The organism is Shewanella sp. 1311 (genome assembly GCF_059338235.1).
On sequence record NZ_CM181686.1, the window covers coordinates 1,030,098 to 1,051,158 of the forward strand.

A 21,061-nucleotide genomic window follows, 5' to 3' on the forward strand; every position below is an offset into this window, starting at 1 on the left:
AACTTTTGGTGTGGAGATATCGATATGACTAAATTATTTGAACGTCTGGTTAACAGCTACAAGCGTGTTTTTGTTGAACTTTATACAGCTAATGAGCTGAAATAATTCCCCGAATTACTCGTGAAATTTATTGCATTAATTTGAAGTTTTGTTAGCGCAAAACGAGCCCCTCTCTCCTTGAGAGTGGGGGCTTTTTCTATTCTAAAGCCGCAACATCTGCCTTCAACTCTAGAACCCCATAAAACGTCACTCTCAGTATCAAGTACGCAACATACCTATTAATAGGTATTTACCGTAAAAAGATGCTGTTTTATCACTTTGGTCTATTAGATTATTTGCAACAAGTGTTAATGATTTGAAATGCAAGATATTTCATAAAAGTGCATTTAAAATATAAAAAAAGGAGCGAAATTATCGCTCCTTTTTTACGATTAACTAAACCCGCTTTTCCCTATCAATACAGGTAAAAGCCGCTGAGTTTACTCGCTTAACCTAAGGTCACTCGCGCATTACGGAACATACGCATCCAAGGGCTGTCTTCACCCCAAGCATCTGGATGCCAAGAGTTTGCTACAGTCCTGAACACACGTTCTGGGTGTGGCATCATCAAGGTTACGCGGCCATCGGTCGTACAAATCCCCGTCAAGCCATTTGGCGAGCCGTTCGGGTTTTGTGGATACTGAGTCGCGATATCACCCTTACCATTGACAAAACGCAGGGCAATTGTGCCTGACGCTTCGGCAATCGCCAGCGCTTCAGGGCTGGCAAACTCAGCCAAACCTTCACCGTGCGATACAGCGATAGGCATACGCGAACCTGCCATACCTTGGAAGAATAACGACGGGCTCTGTTGCACTTCAACTAAGCTGAAACGCGCTTCAAAACGCTCTGAGCGGTTACGCACAAAACGTGGCCAATGTTCGCTTCCTGGAATGATTTCTTTCAGGTTTGACAGCATTTGACAGCCGTTACACACGCCGAGGGCAAAGCTTGAATCACGTTCAAAGAAACGTGAAAACTCATCGCGCGCACGGTCATTAAACAGAATCGACTTAGCCCAACCTTCACCTGCGCCTAATACGTCACCATAAGAGAAACCACCACAGGCCACTAGACCTTGGAAATCCTCTAGGCTGATACGGCCAGATAAAATGTCAGACATGTGCACGTCGCGGCTTTCAAATCCTGCGCGATCAAAAGCAGCTGCCATTTCCACGTGGGAGTTAACGCCCTGCTCACGCAAAATCGCCATCTTAGGCGCAGCGCCTTTAAGAATATAAGGCGCGGCAACGTCAGTGCTTGGATCGAAACTTAAGTTAACCGTTAAGCCTAAATCGCTTTCGTCTTGCTTAAGTTTGAACTCTTCCAGTGCGCACGCTGGGTTATCACGCATGGCTTGCATACGATAAGTGGTTTCTGACCACAAGGTACGCAGCGCAACACGGCTATCACTGAAAATTTCACGCGCGCCATCTTTAATGGTGATGCGTTGATCGTCAGCTAACGTCCCTATCACGTGGCAAGGTACGCCCGCGATAGCAAACTGAGCGGCAATTTTCGCAGCGTTGTCGCGGCTCACTTGCAGCACAGCGCCGAGCTCTTCATTAAAGAGTCGCTCTAAATCCGTGCCCTGCAAATCTTCTACATCTATGTCTAAGCCAGTATTACCCGCAAAGGCCATTTCCACTAAGGTGGTAAATAAGCCACCGTCGCTTCGGTCGTGGTAAGCGATAACGGATTTCTTAGCCACTAGATTTTGCATGGTTTCAAAGAAACCGCGCAGCAGTGCAGCATCATCAAGATCCGGCGCAATATCACCTAGCTCACCAAACACTTGGGCTAAACAAGAACCGCCTAAACGATTTTTACCCGCACCGAGATCCACTAACAGTAAAGACGTTTCGCCTTTATCTGTGCGCAGCTCTGGCGTCACTGTATTACGAATGTCTTGTACCACGCCAAAAGCAGTGATGACCAATGACATTGGCGACGTCACGGTTTTATCCGCGCCATCTTGCTGCCATGCGGTCTTCATCGACATAGAGTCTTTACCGACCGGAATGGTTAGGCTCAGCTCTGGACACAGTTCTTCACCTACGGCTTTAACCGCTTCATAAAGACCCGCATCTTCACCGGGGTGACCCGCAGCAGACATCCAGTTAGCAGAAAGCTTGATACGCTTAAATGAACCGATATCGGTACCAGCGATGTTCATAATTGATTCAGCCACTGCCATACGGGCAGATGCGCCAAAATCAAGCAGTGCCAGCGGTGTACGCTCGCCCAGTGACATTGCTTCACCGGCGTAGGTATCAAAGCTTGCAGCAGTGACCGCGCAATCGGCCACAGGCACTTGCCATGGACCCACCATTTGGTCACGGTTAACTAAACCCGTAACTGTGCGGTCGCCAATGGTGATAAGGAAGGTTTTATCCGCAACTGTAGGCAAGCTCAGCACGCGTTTAACCGCTTCTTTAACATCAATCTTGTTTTGTTCGAGCGCTGGCGATACCGCTTTGGCTGATACCACATCGCGGCTCATCTTAGGCGCTTTACCTAATAAGACTTCGAGCGGTAAATCGATAGGATTATTATCGAAATGGCTGTCGCTAAGGGTCAGGTGTTTCTCCGCTGTCGCTTCACCCACAACCGCAAACGGGGCGCGCTCACGCTCACAAATTGCAGTAAATAGTGCGAGGTTTTCAGGGGCAACGGACATCACATAACGCTCTTGTGATTCGTTACACCAGATTTCCAGCGGGCTCATGCCTGGCTCATCTGAAGGCACATTACGCAGATTGAATAAACCGCCGCGCTCGCCGTCATTCACAAGTTCAGGGAAAGCGTTCGACAAACCGCCCGCGCCCACATCGTGGATAAATTGGATAGGGTTTTTATCGCCAAGCTGCCAACAGCGGTCAATCACTTCCTGACAACGACGTTCCATTTCTGGGTTTTCACGTTGCACAGAAGCAAAGTCGAGATCTTCACTCGATTGACCCGATGCCATTGATGAAGCGGCGCCGCCACCCAAACCAATGTTCATCGCAGGGCCGCCCAGCACAATCAGCTTAGCGCCAACGGTGATTTCGCCCTTCTGTACATGTTCTTCGCGAATGTTACCTAAACCACCGGCTAACATAATGGGCTTGTGGTAACCACGCACTTCAACGCCGTTATGGCTGCTGACTTCCTGCTCGTAGGTACGGAAATAACCCACCAATGCCGGACGACCAAACTCGTTGTTAAATGCCGCGCCGCCCAGTGGGCCTTCGGTCATGATATCGAGCGCGCTCACGATACGATCTGGCTTACCGTAGTTACCTTCCCATGGTTGAACAAAACCCGGGATTTTTAAATTTGATACGCTAAAGCCCGTTAAACCGGCTTTAGGTTTAGAACCACGACCCGTTGCGCCTTCATCACGGATTTCACCACCTGAACCGGTTGCAGCGCCAGGATAGGGGCTGATGGCGGTTGGATGGTTGTGGGTTTCCACTTTCATCAGGATGTGCATAGGTTCAGTGTGGTAGTTGTACACCCCATCAGGATCGGGGAAGAAACGACCGGCAACCGAGCCTTCCATCACAGCGGCATTATCTTTGTAGGCAGATAACACGTGATCTGGGGTGGATTCAAAGGTGTTCTTGATCATTTTGAACAATGACTTAGGCTGAATTTCACCGTCAATTGTCCAATCTGCGTTAAAAATCTTATGACGACAATGCTCAGAATTCGCCTGAGCAAACATCATCAATTCGATGTCATGGGGATTACGGCCTAAACGGACGAAGTTTTCGACTAAATAGTCGATTTCATCTTCGGCTAAGGCAAGGCCCAATGCTGTGTTAGCCACTTCAAGTGCGCGGCGACCTTCGGCAAGAATATTGACGCTTTTAAACGGCGCAGGCTCAGTGCGTTTGAATAACACATCGGCTTTGGCAAAATCATCAAGCATGATTTCAACCATGCGATCGTGCAACAGCGCATTTAAGGCTTGTTGCTGCGCCACTGTCAGTGCATCTGACTCGACATAATACGCAACGCCTCGCTCCAAACGCTTCACTTTACCAAGGCCACAATTGTGCGCGATGTCAGTGGCTTTTGAAGACCAAGGAGAAATAGTACCGGGGCGAGGAGTGACAAACAGGAGTGAACCTTGGGGGATATGAGCTTCTATCGCAGGTCCATAGGTGAGAATTTTTTCAAGTTGCTGCCGTTCATTTGTATCGAGCAACTCGCTCAAATCCGCTAAATGGACATACTCAGCATAGATTTGGCGTACCGGAAGCGCAGCGTTTTCGCAGGCCTCCATCAGCTTTTGCACCCTAAACGTCGAGAGTGCAGGGGCTCCGCGGATGATCTCCATCACGTCTATTCACCTTATTATTTATTATTGCAGGGGTCAGAGGTGGCGCTATTATAAGGAAATGTCTGCCACAAATCACCTGTGACCTTACGCAAAACAGTGTTTCCTGTGATATAAAAAACGCGACCATTTTTAGTCGCCATTTTCCCCCACGAATGATTTTTTTTACGTTATCGCAGACAAACGGATATAATCCCACCAATGTCGGCCAGTTCACCACGCATGCCCCACTGTTAACTCGCTATCTATAATATTGATTTTATTTACTATAAGCACATTTAATGACTCGATTCCTGTTCGCTCTTATCTTAGGTTTCTTACTGACTGCCTGTCAGCAGGTGACCGTGGACGAAACAGAATTCGTGCCGAAAAAATTAACTGAGTTAAGAGTCGGCACACTCTACGGCCCACAGATTTATATGACTTCGGGCCAAGGTGATAGCGGTTTCGATTACGATATGGCGGTATTGTTCGCCGAATACTTAGATGTGCCCTTAAAAATGGTGCCCTACACTAACCGTACCGAGCTGTACGAAGCCCTTAAAAAGAATGAAATCGACCTCATTGCCGCAGGCATGACAGAAACGCCCGCAAGGCGTGAACAATTCCGCCTAGGACCGCCGCTGTACCGCGTTAATCAAGTATTGGTGTATCGCGAAGGCATGCCAGCGCCCAAAGACATCAGCGACTTAAAAGGTAAGATCACTGTCATCGCCGACTCTTCCTTTGTCGAGACATTAACTCAATTGCAAAAGCATTATCCAACCCTGGTGTGGGATCAAATTACCGACAAAGACAGCGAAGAATTGCTGGCCATGATCGCGAATAAAGAAATTGACTACACTATCGCCGACTCCAGCAGCGTACAAATCAACCGCCGCTACTTGCCCGATTTGCGTTCAGGCCCCGTACTTGAAGAAAAGCTCGATGTGGTCTGGCTGTTACCGCCGACCCGCAGTGATGAACTCATGAGCCAATTACTGGCCTTTTGGCACCAAGAAAAACTGGCTGGCACGCTCGATCATCTCAACGAAAAATACTTTGGCCATGTGAAGCGCTTCGATTATGTCGATACTCGGGCATTTATTCGCGCCATCGAAACCGTTTTGCCCCGCTATCGTCAGTTATTCGAAACCCATGCGGGTAATTTAGATTGGCGAAAACTTGCGGCGACTAGCTATCAAGAGTCCCATTGGAATCCCCATGCCCGCTCAGCAACAGGAGTTCGTGGCATGATGATGTTGACTCAGCCTACGGCAAAAGAAATTGGCATCACCAACCGTTTGGACGCGGAAGAAAGTATCCGCGGCGGCGCGGCCTATTTGAACGATATGATCAATCGTCTGCCGGAATCCATTCCCGAGAGCCAACGTATGTGGTTTGCACTGGCGTCCTACAACATAGGGTATGCCCATGTTGAAGATGCGCGTAAACTAGCTGAATCAATGGAGTTAAATCCCAATGCGTGGCGAGATTTAAAGAAAGTGCTGCCACTGCTGCAAAAACGTAAGTACTATCAAAAAACCCGCTACGGCTATGCCCGTGGCAGTGAAGCGGTCCATTACGTCGACAGTATTCGCCGCTACTACGACACGTTAGTCTGGGTGGATAATCAGTCGAAACAGCAAAACCCCGAGGAAGAACCGAGCGATCTTGCGTCGGAAGAACCCGCCATTCCCGCTGGAACATTGAGCCCAGAACAACCTAAGTAATCTGCATTGCCTGAGCCAAGCGTTAGAGCTAGGTTTCTAGACAATGATGAATAGAACCAGCTTCTAGATCTAAGCTCAGTGATCTCAGTGAGCTTAGGTTTAGAAGCTAGAGCTAGAGTCAAAACTAGATCCAAGCTGGCTTAACTGGGCTGGATCCAACTCAGGTTTACGATTAAAACATCACTTAGTTCAGCTTATCTGACCAGTGCTATTGCTGCACTCAAGTGCAACTGCTACTGTCTTGGGGTTATGACCTGCGATACATCTCTGCAGGGCATCGATAATAACAATGAATGGGGTCAATATGAGAAGAAAAACCATCAGCAATACTGTCGCGCGTCGTCGTACTTTACTTAAAGTTCGCCATCGTCGTATTTTGAATCGTCAGAAACTGTTCTTTACTTTTATTCAGTCTCAGGATTAATCCTGTCGCTTTTACCGCTGTTTACTCAATCGCTTGCTGCGCCTTTTGAGCCTGTTTCAGGGCTTTTTTCTCCTCTCTACGCCGTTTAAAAAAACGACTCAATTGCGCGCTACAGGCGTCGGCCAATACACCCGATGTCACTTCAACTTGATGATTAAATGCCGGGTGTTGCAGTAAATTCACCACAGTACCCGCTGCACCGGTTTTTTCATCCCGAGCACCAAAAACCACCCGCGCTATCCGACTATGCACCATGGCACCGGCACACATAGCACAAGGTTCAAGCGTGACATATAAAGTCGCGTCTAACAGGCGATAGTTTTCGACCAAACGCCCCGCTTCCCGCAAACATAAAATTTCTGCATGGGCGCTAGGATCGTGTTGGCTAATGGATAAATTGTAACCCGTTGCAATTTGCTGACCGTCTTTAACCAATACCGCACCCACGGGTACTTCACCCTCGGCTTCAGCTTTCTCGGCCATCAGCATAGCGACTTGCATCCATTGCTCGTCTTGCTCCGATTGTTCATCTTGCTGCGTTTGGTCCACTCACACCCTCTACCGATTAGCCAAAAAATAATGCCGGATTATATCAGTCAAACACAGATATTTCACGACTGAGTCATTCAGCCTAAGTTAATCCATCAAACAACAAAAAAGGCGCACTAGGCGCCTTTTAATCGTTAATTCAAATAATTAACTTATTCCCATTCGATCGTCGCTGGCGGCTTGCCAGAAATATCGTAAACCACACGGGAAATACCATCGACTTCGTTGATGATGCGGTTAGACACACGACCTAAGAAATCATAGGGCAAATGTGCCCAATGGGCCGTCATAAAATCAACGGTTTCAACGGCGCGAAGTGACACAACCCAATCATATTTACGGCCATCACCCATCACGCCAACTGACCGTACAGGTAAGAACACAGTAAAGGCTTGGCTGACTTTATTGTACAGGTCGGCTTTATGCAGTTCTTCAATGAAGATAGCATCGGCGCGGCGCAATAAGTCACAGTATTCTTTCTTCACTTCACCTAATACACGCACACCAAGACCTGGTCCTGGAAACGGGTGACGATAAAGCATGTTGTATGGCAGACCTAACTCAAGACCAATTTTGCGCACTTCATCTTTGAACAGTTCGCGCAGTGGCTCAACTAAACCCAGTTCCATATGGTCTGGCAAACCGCCAACGTTATGGTGCGACTTGATCACATGTGCTTTACCTGTAGCGCTGCCAGCAGATTCAATCACGTCTGGATAAATCGTGCCTTGCGCTAACCATTTTGCATTAGCGCATTTTTTCGATTCTTCATCGAAAATTTCCACAAATACACGGCCGATGATCTTGCGCTTAGCTTCTGGATCGGCTTCGCCTTTCATCGCGTCGAGGAAACGATTTTCCGCATCAACGTGAATGATATTCAGGCCGAAATGATCGCCAAACATTTCCATCACTTGCTCGGCTTCGTTCAAACGCAATAAACCGTTATCAACGAATACGCAGGTCAGTTTTTTGCCGATAGCGCGGTGCAGCAACATAGCCACAACCGAAGAATCGACACCGCCCGAAAGCCCTAAAATCACTTCATCATCGCCAATTTGCTTCTTCAAGCGCTCAATCGCATCTTCGATGATGGAGGAAGGTTTCCAGTTAGCCGCACAACCACAAATGTCTAAGGCAAAGTGCGATAACATGCGCATGCCTTGGCGAGTGTGGGTCACTTCTGGGTGGAACTGTACGCCGAAGAATTGCTTCTCTTCGTTTGCCATAGCAGCAAATGGGCAAGTGTCCGTTTTAGCGACCGCCACAAACCCTTCAGGAATGGCCGACACTTTATCGCCGTGGCTCATCCATACGTCGAGTAAGGGTTTGCCTTCGCTGTTAACTGCGTCTTCTATGCCTTTGAATAGCAAGGAATCTGTCAGCATTTCAATTTGAGCGTAGCCAAATTCACCTTCGCCCACACCTTGGATCACTTTACCGCCCAGCTGCTCAGACATGGTTTGCATGCCGTAGCAAATGCCCAGTACAGGCACGCCTGCGGTAAATACGTATTCAGGCGCACGCGGCGAGTTTTCAGCCGTTACACTTTCAGGTCCGCCAGCAAGAATAATACCGTTCGGGGCAAATTCGCGGATTTGGGCTTCTGTTACGTCCCAAGCCCATAATTCACAGTACACACCGATTTCACGGATACGACGGGCAATCAGTTGAGTGTACTGAGATCCAAAATCGAGGATCAGTATCTTGTGCTCATGAATATCGCTCATGTGTAACCTTTATCTCATCTATTGTTTTAACATTGCTCAACGCGGCGAAAGCCGGCCTTGAGTATTGGATCACACGCTTTACAAAGGGGCGGCTTATTGCCGCCCCTCTTATCAAACGATTAAGAACCTGAACGGTAGTTCGGCGCTTCTTTAGTGATAGTCACATCGTGCACGTGGGACTCGCCCATACCCGCTGAAGTCACTTTCACAAATTGGGCTTTTTCATTCAGTTCTAGAATGGTGGCACAACCTGTTAAGCCCATGCATGAACGCAGACCACCCATATGTTGATGGATGATTTCCTTCAACTTGCCTTTGTAAGGCACGCGTGCTTCAACACCTTCTGGGACTAACTTATCGGCAGCATTATCTGATTGGAAATAGCGGTCAGAGGAGCCTTGAGACATAGCGCCTAAAGAACCCATGCCGCGATATGACTTGTATGCACGGCCTTGATAGAGTTCAGTTTCGCCTGGTGCTTCCTCAGTTCCCGCAAACATTGAGCCCGCCATGATACAAGATGCACCCGCGGCTAATGCTTTGGCTAAGTCACCAGAGAAACGAATGCCACCATCGGCAATAACAGGAATACCTAGGCTCTTCATGGCTGCGGCTGCATCTGAAACGGCTGTGATTTGTGGCACGCCAACACCAGTTACGATACGAGTCGTACAGATAGAACCAGGGCCAATACCGACTTTAACTGCGTTAACGCCCGCTTCGACCAGCGCTAATGCGCCTTCAGCCGTGGCAACGTTACCACCGATAATTTGCAAATCAGGATGTTTAGCGCGAGTTTCACGAATTCGTTGTAAAACGCCTTCTGAATGTCCGTGGGAAGAATCGATAAGTAATACGTCAACGCCAGCTTTAACGAGTGCGTCAACACGCTCTTCGTTACCTGCACCCGCACCAACTGCAGCGCCAACACGTAAACGGCCTAATTCATCTTTACAGGCGTTAGGTTTACGTTCGGCTTTCTCGAAGTCTTTAACTGTGATGAGGCCTTTCAGCTTATAGTTATCATCAACCACAAGCACTTTTTCGATACGGTGTGAGTGCATTAATTTTTGCACTTCATCTAATTTAGTGCCTTCGGCAACAGTGACTAAACGCGCTTTAGGCGTCATCACTTCTTCTACCGTTTTGCTCCAATCCGTCACGAAACGGACGTCACGGCCAGTAATGATACCGACCAGCTCGTTTGCTTCGTTAACCACGGGATAACCCGCAAAACCATTCTTCAGTGTTAACACTTTCAGATCGGCTAAAGTCGTTGATGGCGTCACAGTCACAGGTTGTTGAACCACGCCCGCTTCGTAAATTTTTACTTTACGAACTTCTTCGGCTTGTTTTTCAATGCTCATGTTTTTATGAATAAAGCCTAAGCCGCCTTCCTGCGCCATAGCGATCGCAAGACGAGCTTCGGTAACTGTGTCCATAGCGGCAGACACAAGTGGGATATTCAATTCAATGGTATTGGTCAGGCGAGTTTTAAGAATGGCGGTATTTGGGAGTACAGTCGAATGCGCAGGAACAAGCAACACATCGTCAAAAGTAAGCGCTTCTTTAATTAAACGTAGCATATGCAACATCTCCCCAGTTGAGTAGGATTTAGAGGTGAAATATTGCGGCGGGATTATACCTTGCATATCGGCACTGGTAAATGGAAAATAGCAAATATCCCCATTTAATTGAGTAATTCGATGCAAGGCACCAAAAACAATATTTATACTGTCTCGCGGCTCAATGGTGAAGTCAGACAAATTCTCGAGGGACAACTGGGTAAAATTTGGCTCAATGGCGAAATATCCAACTTTTCCTCCCCCAGCTCAGGTCATTGGTATCTCACCTTAAAAGACCACTCTTCGCAGATCCGTTGCGCCATGTTTAAAGGCCGTAACCAAACGGTCAGCTTTAAGCCCATCAATGGTCAGCAAGTGTTAGTCAAAGGCGCGATCAGCGTGTATGAACCCAGAGGCGACTATCAATTATTAATTGAGTCCATGCTGCCCGCAGGGGATGGACTACTCGCCCAGCAGTTCGATGCACTCAAAATGAAGCTCGCCGCCGAAGGATTATTCGCCGCCGACACCAAAAGATCATTGCCTAAAAATATCCAACGCATTGGCGTTATCACTTCGCCAACCGGCGCGGCGATTCGCGATGTCTTACACGTACTCGCAAGGCGCGACCCTTCAATTGAAGTCATTATCTATCCGACCCAAGTTCAAGGCGAAACTGCAGCGCAGAGTATTTGTCAGGCAATCAATATCGCCAACCAGCGTTTAGAAGTCGATGTATTACTGCTCACCCGTGGCGGCGGTTCGCTTGAAGATTTGTGGTGTTTTAACAGCGAAGCCCTCGCCCACACAATTTATAACAGCGCCCTGCCCGTGGTCAGCGCCGTCGGCCACGAAGTCGACACCACCATCAGTGATTATGTGGCCGATATTCGCGCCCCAACACCGTCTGCAGGTGCAGAGTTGTTATCCCAAGATAGCGACAATAAGGCACAAAAGCTCGCAACAGCCTTATCGCGCCTGCAACAAAGTGCGAAACATTATCAGCTCAAACAAGAAAGACGGCTCAGCTTGCTTGAGCACAGACTGCAACGCCAAGATCCTAAACGGACCTTGCAACAGTTCGAGCAAAGACTCGATGAGATGCAATTAAGACTGGAGTCGGCGCTGTCGAATCGCTTGCACATACTCAGCCGCCGTCAGCAGTTGCTCGCAAGTCGCCTTGAACAGCAATCTCCCAAGCATAAGCTCGCCATTGAGGGTAACCGCCTAAGTTATCTTGCGAGTCGCTTACAGGATGCATTACAGGACAAACTGAGCCAAAGTGAGCAACGGATAAAATACGCGGCCCATCAACTCGAAACCGTCAGTCCGCTTGCTACCTTGAGCCGTGGTTACAGCATCACCACTGACATCCATAATCAAGTGGTCGACTCCACGGATAAGCTGACAATCGGTGATAGCCTGCAAACCCGATTGCGCCATGGACAAGTGATTTCAACCGTCACTCAGATAAAGCCGCTCGAATAAATCTACATGACGCTGAAATAGTCTAACCAAGGCTGGCATAGTTTAAGTAAGACTGAAATAGTCTTAAAACACAAAAGGAACCCTAAGGTTCCTTTTGTTTCAAATGTGTCTGGTAAAAAACACTATTTGGTTTTTCTGTCTTTGATATGGCTTTGTGCGCGCTTGCGGCGACGCTCTTGGCTCATAGTCAACTTCTCAGTCTTGTTTTCAAATGGGTTATCACCCTCTTGGAAACGTAGCTGGATTGGCGTACCCACCACTTTCAATGAACGACGGAAGTAGTTCATCATGTAGCGCTTATACGAGTCTGGCAGTCTACTCACTTGGTTACCGTGAATGACCACGATTGGCGGATTATAACCACCGGCGTGAGCGTATTTAAGCTTCACTCGGCGACCATTCACTAATGGCGGCTGGTGATCGTCCTGCGACATTTGCATGATACGTGTCAGCATAGAAGTACTGACGCGGCGCGTAGCACTGTCGTAAGCTTCTTCAATCGATTCAAATAAATGGCCAACACCTGTACCGTGCAGCGCCGAAATAAAGTGAATACGGGCAAAGTCGATAAAGCCAAGACGACGGTCAAGCTCGCTCTTCACGCGATCTTTAATACCTTGGTCGATACCATCCCACTTGTTGACAGCAATAACCAAAGCGCGACCCGCATTGAGCGCGAAACCTAACAGACCCAAATCTTGCTCGGCGATACCTTCACGGGCATCGATGATAAGTAACACCACGTTAGCATCTTCAACCGCTTTCAAAGTTTTGATCACTGAGAATTTCTCAATGACTTGATGTACTTTACTGCGACGACGAACACCCGCGGTATCAATAATCACGTACTCGCGACCTTCACGTTCCATTGGAATGTAAATACTGTCACGGGTCGTGCCGGGTTCATCAAATACCACAACGCGCTCTTCACCTAGAATACGGTTAGTCAGGGTTGACTTACCGACGTTAGGTTTACCTATGATCGCCAGCTTGATAGGCAAATCTTGCAGACGCTTTTGCTCAGCTTCGGCTTCTTCTTCGGTATATTCACGCTCTTCAGTAACTTCGTCCTCACCTTGACGCACAATGCCCATCGCTTCGGCATAAGGGGTCAGTGCGTATTCGATCATATTGGTCACACCACGTCCTTGAGACGCCGCCATTTGGTAAACTTCACCAAGACCTAAAGACCAAAACTCGGCACAAGCTGAATCGGCATCAATACCGTCAACTTTGTTTGCAACCACAAAGGTGGTTTTTTCACGGCTACGTAAGTGCTGTGCAATCGACAGATCCGCAGCGGTTAAACCCGCGCGCGCATCGGTCATAAATAGAACGACATCGGCTTCTTCAATGGCAGCAAGGGATTGCTCAGCCATTTTCGTCTCGATCCCTTCTTCAGTGCCATCGATACCGCCGGTATCGACCACAATGAACTCATAGCCGGATAAGAATGCTCGACCATATTTACGGTCACGTGTTAGGCCAGGAAAGTCAGCAACCAGCGCATCACGCGTGCGCGTAAGGCGATTAAATAGGGTGGATTTACCGACGTTCGGCCGACCAACAAGGGCCACTACAGGGATCATGATTTTGCCTCTAAAAAACTTTTCAATAAAAAGCCCCCGGAACACACTTCCAGGGGCTCAGCAAGGATAACACTTTTAACTATGGAAGTGTTACAACAGCTAACTTTCCACTGCGACCTTGAACATAGATTTTATCGTCAACCACTAATGGCTGGCTGTATAATCCAGAGCTGTCCACTTGGACACGACCCACAATCGTCCCTGTACTGCGATCGATGAAGTGTAAATAACCTTCGAAATCACCCACAACTAAATAGTCTTTATACACAGCTGGTGACGTCAGAGTGCGGTTAGCTAACTCAGAGTTGCTCCACAGTTCTAGACCGTTACGTTTATCAACTGAGTAGATACGGCTGTGGTCGTCAACGACGAACAAGCTTAAGCCCGCTGAGGCTAACTCGTTAAAGCTAGAATACTTACGTGTCCACACCACTCGACCCGTGCGCAATTCCATCGACACTAAGTTACCGTTGTAGCTCACCGCATATAAGTTGTCGCCAAGGATCAGCGGCGTCATATCTACGTCGGCCATACGCGTAAACTCGTTACCGCCCGTTGGATTGTAAATCGCCTGTTCCCATGCAGCTTGACCATTGTTTTTAATCACAACAGCCACTTTGCCATCGGCAGTACCGATGAAGAAACCACCCGCTTCATAAGCTGCAGAACCGGTACCGCGCAGGGTCAGATTCGGCAGTTGCATTTCATACACCCATAACTTAGCGCCAGTATCGACGTTAAAGGCTTCGAGTGAACCTGAGCTGGTGCTGACAACCACGACGTCATCGGCAACCGTTGGTGCTGACAGTAATTCACCGCCCGCAATCACATGCCATAACACTTGGCCATCTTCGGCGTTCAGCGCGGCTAACAGCCCGCTTTCACCACCTAAAAAGACTTTATTACGCGCAGCAGTCACACCGGCGGCAATACGCGCACCTTTGTTTTTTGCTAACGCGTTATCACGAAATTCTTCGCTGAAATCTTTAGTCCAAACGCGCTCGCCAGTCGCTTCATCAAACGCGGTGACTTCGCCATAACGATCGGCAGCAAAGATTTTTCCATAACGGACTGCGGGAGCGAGGCGAGAATAATAATCACCCACACCATCACCGACAGAGGCGCTCCAACTTACTTCAGGGAACACTGTCGCCTGAATGGCAGTTAACTCACTGACAGGCTCGTCTTCAACATCGCTCGACGAACAGGCGGATAACATGGCCAGACTTAATCCGGCGGCTAGCAGGTTTTTGCACCAAGACTTCATCAAGGGATCCCTTATGCCTGATTTAGGCTATCAAGTTTGATTTTAAGCGCTGGGCTTGTCACCACACCACCATTGTCCATGGCAGCTTGATAAGCTGTTTTCGCTTTCTCAACTTCACCTTGACGTACTAATAAATCACCTTTTAATTCATTGCGCTGGGCGAAGAAGGCTTTATCTGTGACTTGATCTAAGGTCGCCAGAGCGGCGTCAATTTGACCTTGTTCGGCTTGGATTCGGGCTACACGTAAAGTTGCAATCACATCTAAACCAGCACCTGGCTTAGCCGCGATAACCTTGTTCAAGGCTTCGATTGCTTTAGGGTAATCCTTGGCTTCTACCGCCGTTTTAGCCACGATCAGTTCTAACAACGCCTGATAGCCCTTTTGATCATGACTTTTAGAAAACTCGGCGACGCCCGCAAGCATTGCAGCTTCGTCGCTTGATTTAGTGGTCAACTCGTGGAAGGCTTTTGAGGCTTCTTCCGCTTGGGCCACTTTAACGTCAGAATAATAATTCCACGCATACAGGCCGCCTAAACCGACGACGGCACCGATTAAAATTGAATTTCCGTAATCTTTCCAGAACTGCTTGATAGCATCAACTTGTTGTTCTTCTGTGCTATAAATTTCCACGCGCACGTCCCCTTATATGATCTATTACTTAATGGCCAGTTCAGCTAAAAATGCACCTAAGGCACTTCGAGCTACCCGTTGTTGTTCGATGTCATTGCGTAAATGTTTAACCGTCACCATACCTTCGGCAAGTTCATCTTCGCCTATCAGTAACGCCACACTCGCGCCGCTTTTGTCGGCACGTTTCATTTGTTTCTTCACGTTGCCACCACCGCAGTGACTCATCACTTTAAGGTTTGGCAGCGCGCTGCGTAATTCCTGCGCAATTTTAATCGCTTCAACCAGACAGCTATCGCCCATGGCAGTGACATACACATCCACTTCTGACGGAATATCTTTGTTCAGCTCTAAGGTTTCAAGCAGCAAGACAATGCGCTCTAAGCCCATAGCGAAACCCACCGCTGGGGTATCTTTACCGCCTAATTGGGCAACTAAGCCATCGTAGCGACCACCCGCAAGTACTGTACCTTGCGAGCCTAAACTCGATGTAACCCATTCAAATACAGTGCGATTGTAATAATCTAAACCACGAACAAGGCGCGGATTAATGGTGTATTTGATACCCACTGCGTCAAGTAGTTCACGCAATTGTGAAAAATGTGTCTTCGATTCTTCACCGAGGAAATCCATCAACTCAGGTGCACCAGCCAAAATCGCTTGGACATTTTGATCTTTTGAATCTAATACCCGCAGCGGATTGCTGTACATGCGACGCTTGCTGTCTTCATCGAGCGCATCTTTATGCTGCTCTAAAAACGCAATCAAGGCATCACGGTAAACCGCGCGCTCAGCAGGATCGCCTAAGGTGTTCAGCTCTAACGACACGTGATCGCTAATACCGAGTTTTTCCCACAGGCGTGCCGAAAGCATCAAGACTTCAGCATCAATATCCGCAGTGCCTATGCCATAGACTTCCACACCAAATTGGTTAAATTGGCGATAACGGCCTTTTTGTGGACGCTCGTGGCGGAACATAGGACCCATATACCAAAGACGTTGTTCTTGGTTATACAGCAGACCGTTTTCGTTACCCGCACGCACTGTCGATGCCGTACCTTCTGGGCGCAGCGTTAAGCTGTCACCGTTATTATCTGCGAAGGTATACATTTCTTTTTCAACAATATCAGTCACTTCACCGATAGAGCGTTTAAAGAGATCGGTATTTTCCACTATTGGAGTGCGGATTTCGCTGTAACCGTAAGCACTGACGCTCGAACGTAGTACCGCTTCCACTTTTTGCCATAGAGGACTTTGAGTTGGCAGAATGTCATTCATTCCGCGAATCGCTTGGATCTGTTTTGCCACTGTATCGACTCGTCCGATTTAGCTAAATTAATAAAAAATGTCACGCATTATAGGCTTTTGAACGTAAAACGTAAAACGACCCCGTCGGTTTCGGGGCCTAGCTCAAAATCATTAGGCGTAATCTATGCCCAAATGCAGATGCATATTACTCAGTTGTGTCTTTTATTTGAATCCGGTTCGCCATTTGACTGGCCTTAGCGCGAATTTTCGCTTCGAGGGAATCGACAATATTGTCGTTATCAAAACGTTCTTTTTGACGTTCGCCCTCGTCGTAATATCCGCTCTTATTGTGTCCGCCGGTTAAACCAATATGCGACACTAAGGCTTCGCCCGGACCGTTTACTACGCAGCCGATAATAGATACATCCATGGCGGTAGTCACGTCTTCGAGGCGACGTTCTAACTCATTGACAGTGCTTATCACATCAAACTCTTGACGGGAGCAAGATGGGCAGGCGATGAAGTTAATCCCACGACTACGGATCCGCAGCGATTTTAAAATGTCAAAACCGACTTTAATTTCTTCGACAGGATCGGCGGCAAGGGAAATACGCAGGGTATCACCGATACCTTCGGCCAATAACATGCCTAAACCCACTGCCGATTTAACTGAACCCGCGCGTGCGCCGCCCGCTTCGGTAATACCTAAATGCAAAGGCTGACGAATTTGCTTTGCCAATAAACGATAGGATTCAACCGCTAAAAACACGTCTGAGGCTTTCACGCTGACTTTGAATTGGTCGAAGTTCAATCTGTCCAGAATATCCACATGGCGCATGGCTGATTCGAGCAATGCATGTGGCGTGGGCTCTTTGTACTTGTCCATCAGATCTTTCTCTAATGAACCGCCATTCACCCCAATACGGATGGGAATATTGTGGTCACGGGCGCATTCAACCACGCTACGAATACGCTCTTCATTACCAATGTTGCCCGGATTAATACGCAGACAATCGACACCGTACTCAGCAACTTTTAAGGCAATACGATAATCGAAATGGATGTCGGCCACTAAAGGCACGTTGACTGCTTGCTTAATGAGTTTAAAGGCTTCAGCCGCATCCATAGTAGGTACTGAGACACGCACTATGTCGGCACCGACTTTTTCTAAGGCACGAATTTGAGCGATAGTCGCTTCAACGTCTGTGGTCTTAGTATTGGTCATTGACTGAACGGCAATCGGCGCCCCATCACCAATCGGTACATTACCCACATAGATGCGGGTGGAAGGACGTCTTTTTATGGGAGTTTCATTATACATGCTTAATACGCTCTATTTCGGTACGTGCTGCAGATCATTACGCGGTCGTTAGGCTCTCGGCAAGGTTAAACGTGCGACACGTCCCTTGGGGAAATCCGCTAAGCTAACCATTTGACCATCTAAGCTTAAGGTCGCCACATGGGGCGCCCCTAAAATAATTTTAAACGGTGGCACACCGCTCACTTGTACAGCAGCGCCGGCGCCTTTCACACCATCGACTAAGGCTTTGCCTTTAGCATCGACAATGTTTATCCAGCAATCACCGGTTAACTGAACATCAATAATAGATTGTCCAGCAACAGCAACCAGAGTGTTGACTGAGTTGGCTGGCGATGTTGAGGCGGGTGAAGGCGTTGCGGTGGCAACTGGCTGTTGAGCTACAGGTTGTTGAGCTACAGTCGCGGCCGTTTGCGGCCCAGTGGTGGCAGCGATAGCTGAGCCACCATCTTCATTGCTCGTATCCGCCGTTTGAGGATAATTGTTGTCAGTAGGCCCAGTGCTCACGTCGATAGTACTGGCATCGGTATCTTTAATCGGACCGTCGATTGACATAGAGCCGTTAGCCGCTATTTCAGTCAATTGCTGGCTGGCATCAGTTTCGGTCAATAGCACGTCACCGGGCAGCGTTTGATTCACCGCAGCGACCTCTTCGGCCGTAGGCTGTGACACATCGATAGTGCTTAACAAGGTCGTTTTTTGCATCCACCAGACAACTAACGAGCCGAGTAATACAATAACGATAAAAATACTCAGCCAAGTTAAACGTGTATCGCTAGCTTGGTAAGTCGTCTTACGTGAAAAGCTTTGCATCGCAGGCTCAGTCACCACCGGCACTTGCCGCACTAAACACGCTTCAATCAAGGCCGCATCGGCACTGACCATACGGGCATAGTTTTTCACATAGCCACGAACATAAGTGGATGAAGCTATGTTGGTAAAATTGTCAGCTTCAATGTCTTCAATAATGCGAGGACGTAGATGCAGTTTAACCGCTGCATCTTGAATGCTAAGGCCCATTTTTTCGCGGGCGTCTTTTAATAAGGTTCCAAGCGTTACATCTAGCGCGACTGATTGCGGAGCTACCGACTCAACTGGCGCATTGGTTTCATGATCTTTCATTGATGCAAATTAACTCTGTATTGCTTGGCCTGAGGTGATGCTGGGAATTTGGCAAGCAATAAAATACCAAATCTCTTCACAGCGGCATCATCATTCACTGCCTGCTCTATTTTGATTCCGAGCGCTAAACTTTCTGGAGTTTGCTCAGCCACTTGGTGATACCGCGCTAATTGGTTTCGCGCCTGAATAAAATCACCTTGGTCGACTTCTAACTCTGCCATCTCCAGCAATGACACCGATCTTCTCGGGTCATACTTTAACGCCATCTGAAAATACTGTCGTGCCTTTTCTGCTTGTCCTGCTTCACGGCTACAGAGACCTAAGTTCTCGTAGCTTGAGGCCGTTCGCGTATATTTAGGCATCTCGATTGCGGCCAAAAACATTTTTTCAGCTTTGTCGTATTGCTTTTGTTGACACAAAAACACCCCGAAATTATTCATGGAATCGCCAGAGGCGTCCTTGGTACTAATGGCATTCATGTACGACTCTTCGGTACGTACTAGATCGCCCACGGTTTGATAGTAATAAGCCAAAGCAGTATGCACATCTTCGAGCTCTGGAGCATATTCTAATGCTTTATCAAGATTGTATTTGGCTTGTTCCGAGTTACCTCGATTTAAATAGGTTAAGCCGAGCTGTAAACGCTCGCGCGCGGCGGCGACTTTGTCTAACTTTCGTTCCGAAACAGGAATATCTGTCCCAGTATAAGTACGCTCAGTGACGCACCCTGTCATCAATAATGACAGGGTTAAAATCAACGAAAACCTTGGCAATCCATGCTTCATGGGCAAGCCTATAAATCTGTGCAAACAAAGAGTTAATTCATTGTGACTGAAATCTGGTTTTCTTGCATGCGTTTTTTTGCTAAACGTTTCGTTCTATCGCGAATATCACCAGCTAACTGACCACAAGCTGCATCAATATCATCGCCACGGGTTTTACGCACGATCACTGTAAAACCGTACTCCATTAGCACCTTAGAAAAACGGTCGATTCGTGAGTTAGATGAACGGCCGTAAGGCGAGCCTGGATACGGGTTGAATGGGATCAAATTCACCTTACAAGGTGTATCTTTCATCAACTTAGCCAACTCATGGGCTTGATCTGTGCTGTCGTTGATGTGATCTAGCATCACGTATTCAACCGTCACGCGGCCACGGTTTGCATTGGACTTGGCGATATAACGACGAATACCCGCTAGAAACTCATCCAGCGGATATTTTTTATTGATTGGGACCAGAATGTCACGCAGCTCATCATTTGGCGCATGGATACTGACGGCAAGTGCCACATCAATGGCATCGCCCAGTTTATCTAACGCAGGCACTACGCCTGATGTTGATAAGGTCACGCGGCGTTTTGACAAGCTAAAACCAAAATCATCGAGCATGATGTCCATCGCAGGGATCACATTGGCTAAGTTGAGCAATGGCTCACCCATACCCATCATCACGACGTTAGTGATAGGACGCTCGCCCGTGTCTTTAGCAAAACCTAAAAAGTGCGATACACGCCAAATTTGGCCGACGATTTCAGAAACCGTTAAGTTACGGTTAAACCCTTGCTGACCCGTTGAGCAGAAAGTACATTCGAGGGCACAACCCACTTGGGATGAGACACACAAGGTCGCGCGGTCATCCTCAGGAATATAAACCGTTTCAACTTCTTGGCCTTGACCAACGTTGATCGCGAATTTAATCGTCCCATCGGTCGATTTTTGGAAACTCGAGATTTCTGGCGCAACGATCTCGCAGCGTGCCGCCAATTTTTGACGTAACACTTTGTTGATGTTGGTCATCTCTTCGAAGTCACTGACGCCGAAATGATATAGCCATTTCATGAGCTGATCGGCACGAAAGGGTTTCTCTCCCATGTCCGCAAATAATGCGCGCATCGCCTTACGATCAAGGTCTAATAAATTGATCTTCTTTTCACTCATATAGCTAACCTCAACACCAAAACCGGATCCTGTAACAGGGCGGCGAATTATACAGACGCAAATAAATTTTAGCCAGTAACTCAATTAACCTATGCTAGAATCTCCACGGGCT

The 21,061-nt window shown here is 47.9% G+C and carries 14 protein-coding genes; 2 read left to right on the plus strand and 12 right to left on the minus strand.

From position 1 onward, the window contains the following. Positions 1 to 487 precede the first annotated feature (487 nt). Positions 488 to 4,369 (minus strand): phosphoribosylformylglycinamidine synthase, encoded by a 3,882-nt coding sequence (gene purL / locus AC5YB3_RS04635; protein ID WP_494527164.1) that lies wholly within the window; start codon positions 4,367 to 4,369, stop codon positions 488 to 490. Positions 4,370 to 4,650: 281 nt separating this feature from the next. Here purL and mltF point away from each other — a divergent pair, with 281 nt between their 5' ends. Continuing rightward, positions 4,651 to 6,081 (plus strand): membrane-bound lytic murein transglycosylase MltF, encoded by a 1,431-nt coding sequence (gene mltF, locus AC5YB3_RS04640; RefSeq protein WP_006082473.1) that lies wholly within the window; start codon positions 4,651 to 4,653, stop codon positions 6,079 to 6,081. 445 nt (positions 6,082 to 6,526) lie between these two features. Here the strand turns inward: mltF and tadA are convergent, their stop codons facing one another. The 3 genes from tadA to guaB form a co-directional block, all read right to left on the minus strand. After that, positions 6,527 to 7,054, minus strand: a complete 528-nt coding sequence (gene tadA / locus AC5YB3_RS04645; protein WP_011847339.1) for a tRNA adenosine(34) deaminase TadA — start codon at positions 7,052 to 7,054, stop codon at positions 6,527 to 6,529. Between the two features lie 152 nt (positions 7,055 to 7,206). Further along, positions 7,207 to 8,784 (minus strand): glutamine-hydrolyzing GMP synthase, encoded by a 1,578-nt coding sequence (gene guaA, locus AC5YB3_RS04650; RefSeq protein ID WP_006085676.1) that lies wholly within the window; start codon positions 8,782 to 8,784, stop codon positions 7,207 to 7,209. Positions 8,785 to 8,903: 119 nt separating this feature from the next. Then, positions 8,904 to 10,370 (minus strand): IMP dehydrogenase, encoded by a 1,467-nt coding sequence (gene guaB, locus AC5YB3_RS04655; protein WP_006085677.1) that lies wholly within the window; start codon positions 10,368 to 10,370, stop codon positions 8,904 to 8,906. Positions 10,371 to 10,490: 120 nt separating this feature from the next. Here guaB and xseA point away from each other — a divergent pair, with 120 nt between their 5' ends. Further along, on the plus strand, positions 10,491 to 11,837 hold the full coding sequence (xseA, locus tag AC5YB3_RS04660) for an exodeoxyribonuclease VII large subunit (RefSeq protein ID WP_494526659.1): 1,347 nt from the start codon (positions 10,491 to 10,493) through the stop codon (positions 11,835 to 11,837). Between the two features lie 122 nt (positions 11,838 to 11,959). Here the strand turns inward: xseA and der are convergent, their stop codons facing one another. The 8 genes from der to rlmN form a co-directional block, all read right to left on the minus strand. Next, positions 11,960 to 13,426 carry a ribosome biogenesis GTPase Der gene (gene der / locus AC5YB3_RS04665; RefSeq protein WP_006082478.1) on the minus strand — a complete coding sequence of 489 codons (1,467 nt, stop codon included), beginning with the start codon at positions 13,424 to 13,426 and terminating at the stop codon, positions 11,960 to 11,962. Between the two features lie 79 nt (positions 13,427 to 13,505). After that, complete coding sequence (gene bamB, locus AC5YB3_RS04670) at positions 13,506 to 14,693, minus strand: outer membrane protein assembly factor BamB (protein WP_006082479.1); 1,188 nt, start codon at positions 14,691 to 14,693, stop codon at positions 13,506 to 13,508. Between the two features lie 11 nt (positions 14,694 to 14,704). Further along, on the minus strand, positions 14,705 to 15,325 hold the full coding sequence (locus AC5YB3_RS04675) for a tetratricopeptide repeat protein (RefSeq protein WP_494526660.1): 621 nt from the start codon (positions 15,323 to 15,325) through the stop codon (positions 14,705 to 14,707). Between the two features lie 24 nt (positions 15,326 to 15,349). After that, positions 15,350 to 16,630, minus strand: a complete 1,281-nt coding sequence (hisS, locus tag AC5YB3_RS04680; protein WP_006082481.1) for a histidine--tRNA ligase — start codon at positions 16,628 to 16,630, stop codon at positions 15,350 to 15,352. Positions 16,631 to 16,775: 145 nt separating this feature from the next. Then, positions 16,776 to 17,891 carry a flavodoxin-dependent (E)-4-hydroxy-3-methylbut-2-enyl-diphosphate synthase gene (gene ispG / locus AC5YB3_RS04685; protein WP_494526661.1) on the minus strand — a complete coding sequence of 372 codons (1,116 nt, stop codon included), beginning with the start codon at positions 17,889 to 17,891 and terminating at the stop codon, positions 16,776 to 16,778. 48 nt (positions 17,892 to 17,939) lie between these two features. Continuing rightward, positions 17,940 to 19,010, minus strand: a complete 1,071-nt coding sequence (locus AC5YB3_RS04690) for a RodZ domain-containing protein (RefSeq protein WP_259540850.1) — start codon at positions 19,008 to 19,010, stop codon at positions 17,940 to 17,942. After that, the gene (gene pilW, locus AC5YB3_RS04695) at positions 19,007 to 19,795 is read right to left on the minus strand and encodes a type IV pilus biogenesis/stability protein PilW (RefSeq protein WP_006082484.1); all 789 of its coding nucleotides are present in this window, start codon (positions 19,793 to 19,795) and stop codon (positions 19,007 to 19,009) included. Before pilW ends, AC5YB3_RS04690 begins: the two co-directional genes overlap by 4 nt. Before the next feature lie 32 nt (positions 19,796 to 19,827). Continuing rightward, positions 19,828 to 20,949: a dual-specificity RNA methyltransferase RlmN gene (rlmN, locus tag AC5YB3_RS04700; protein ID WP_006082485.1), complete on the minus strand. Its 1,122-nt coding sequence runs from the start codon at positions 20,947 to 20,949 to the stop codon at positions 19,828 to 19,830. Positions 20,950 to 21,061: the final 112 nt, after the last annotated feature.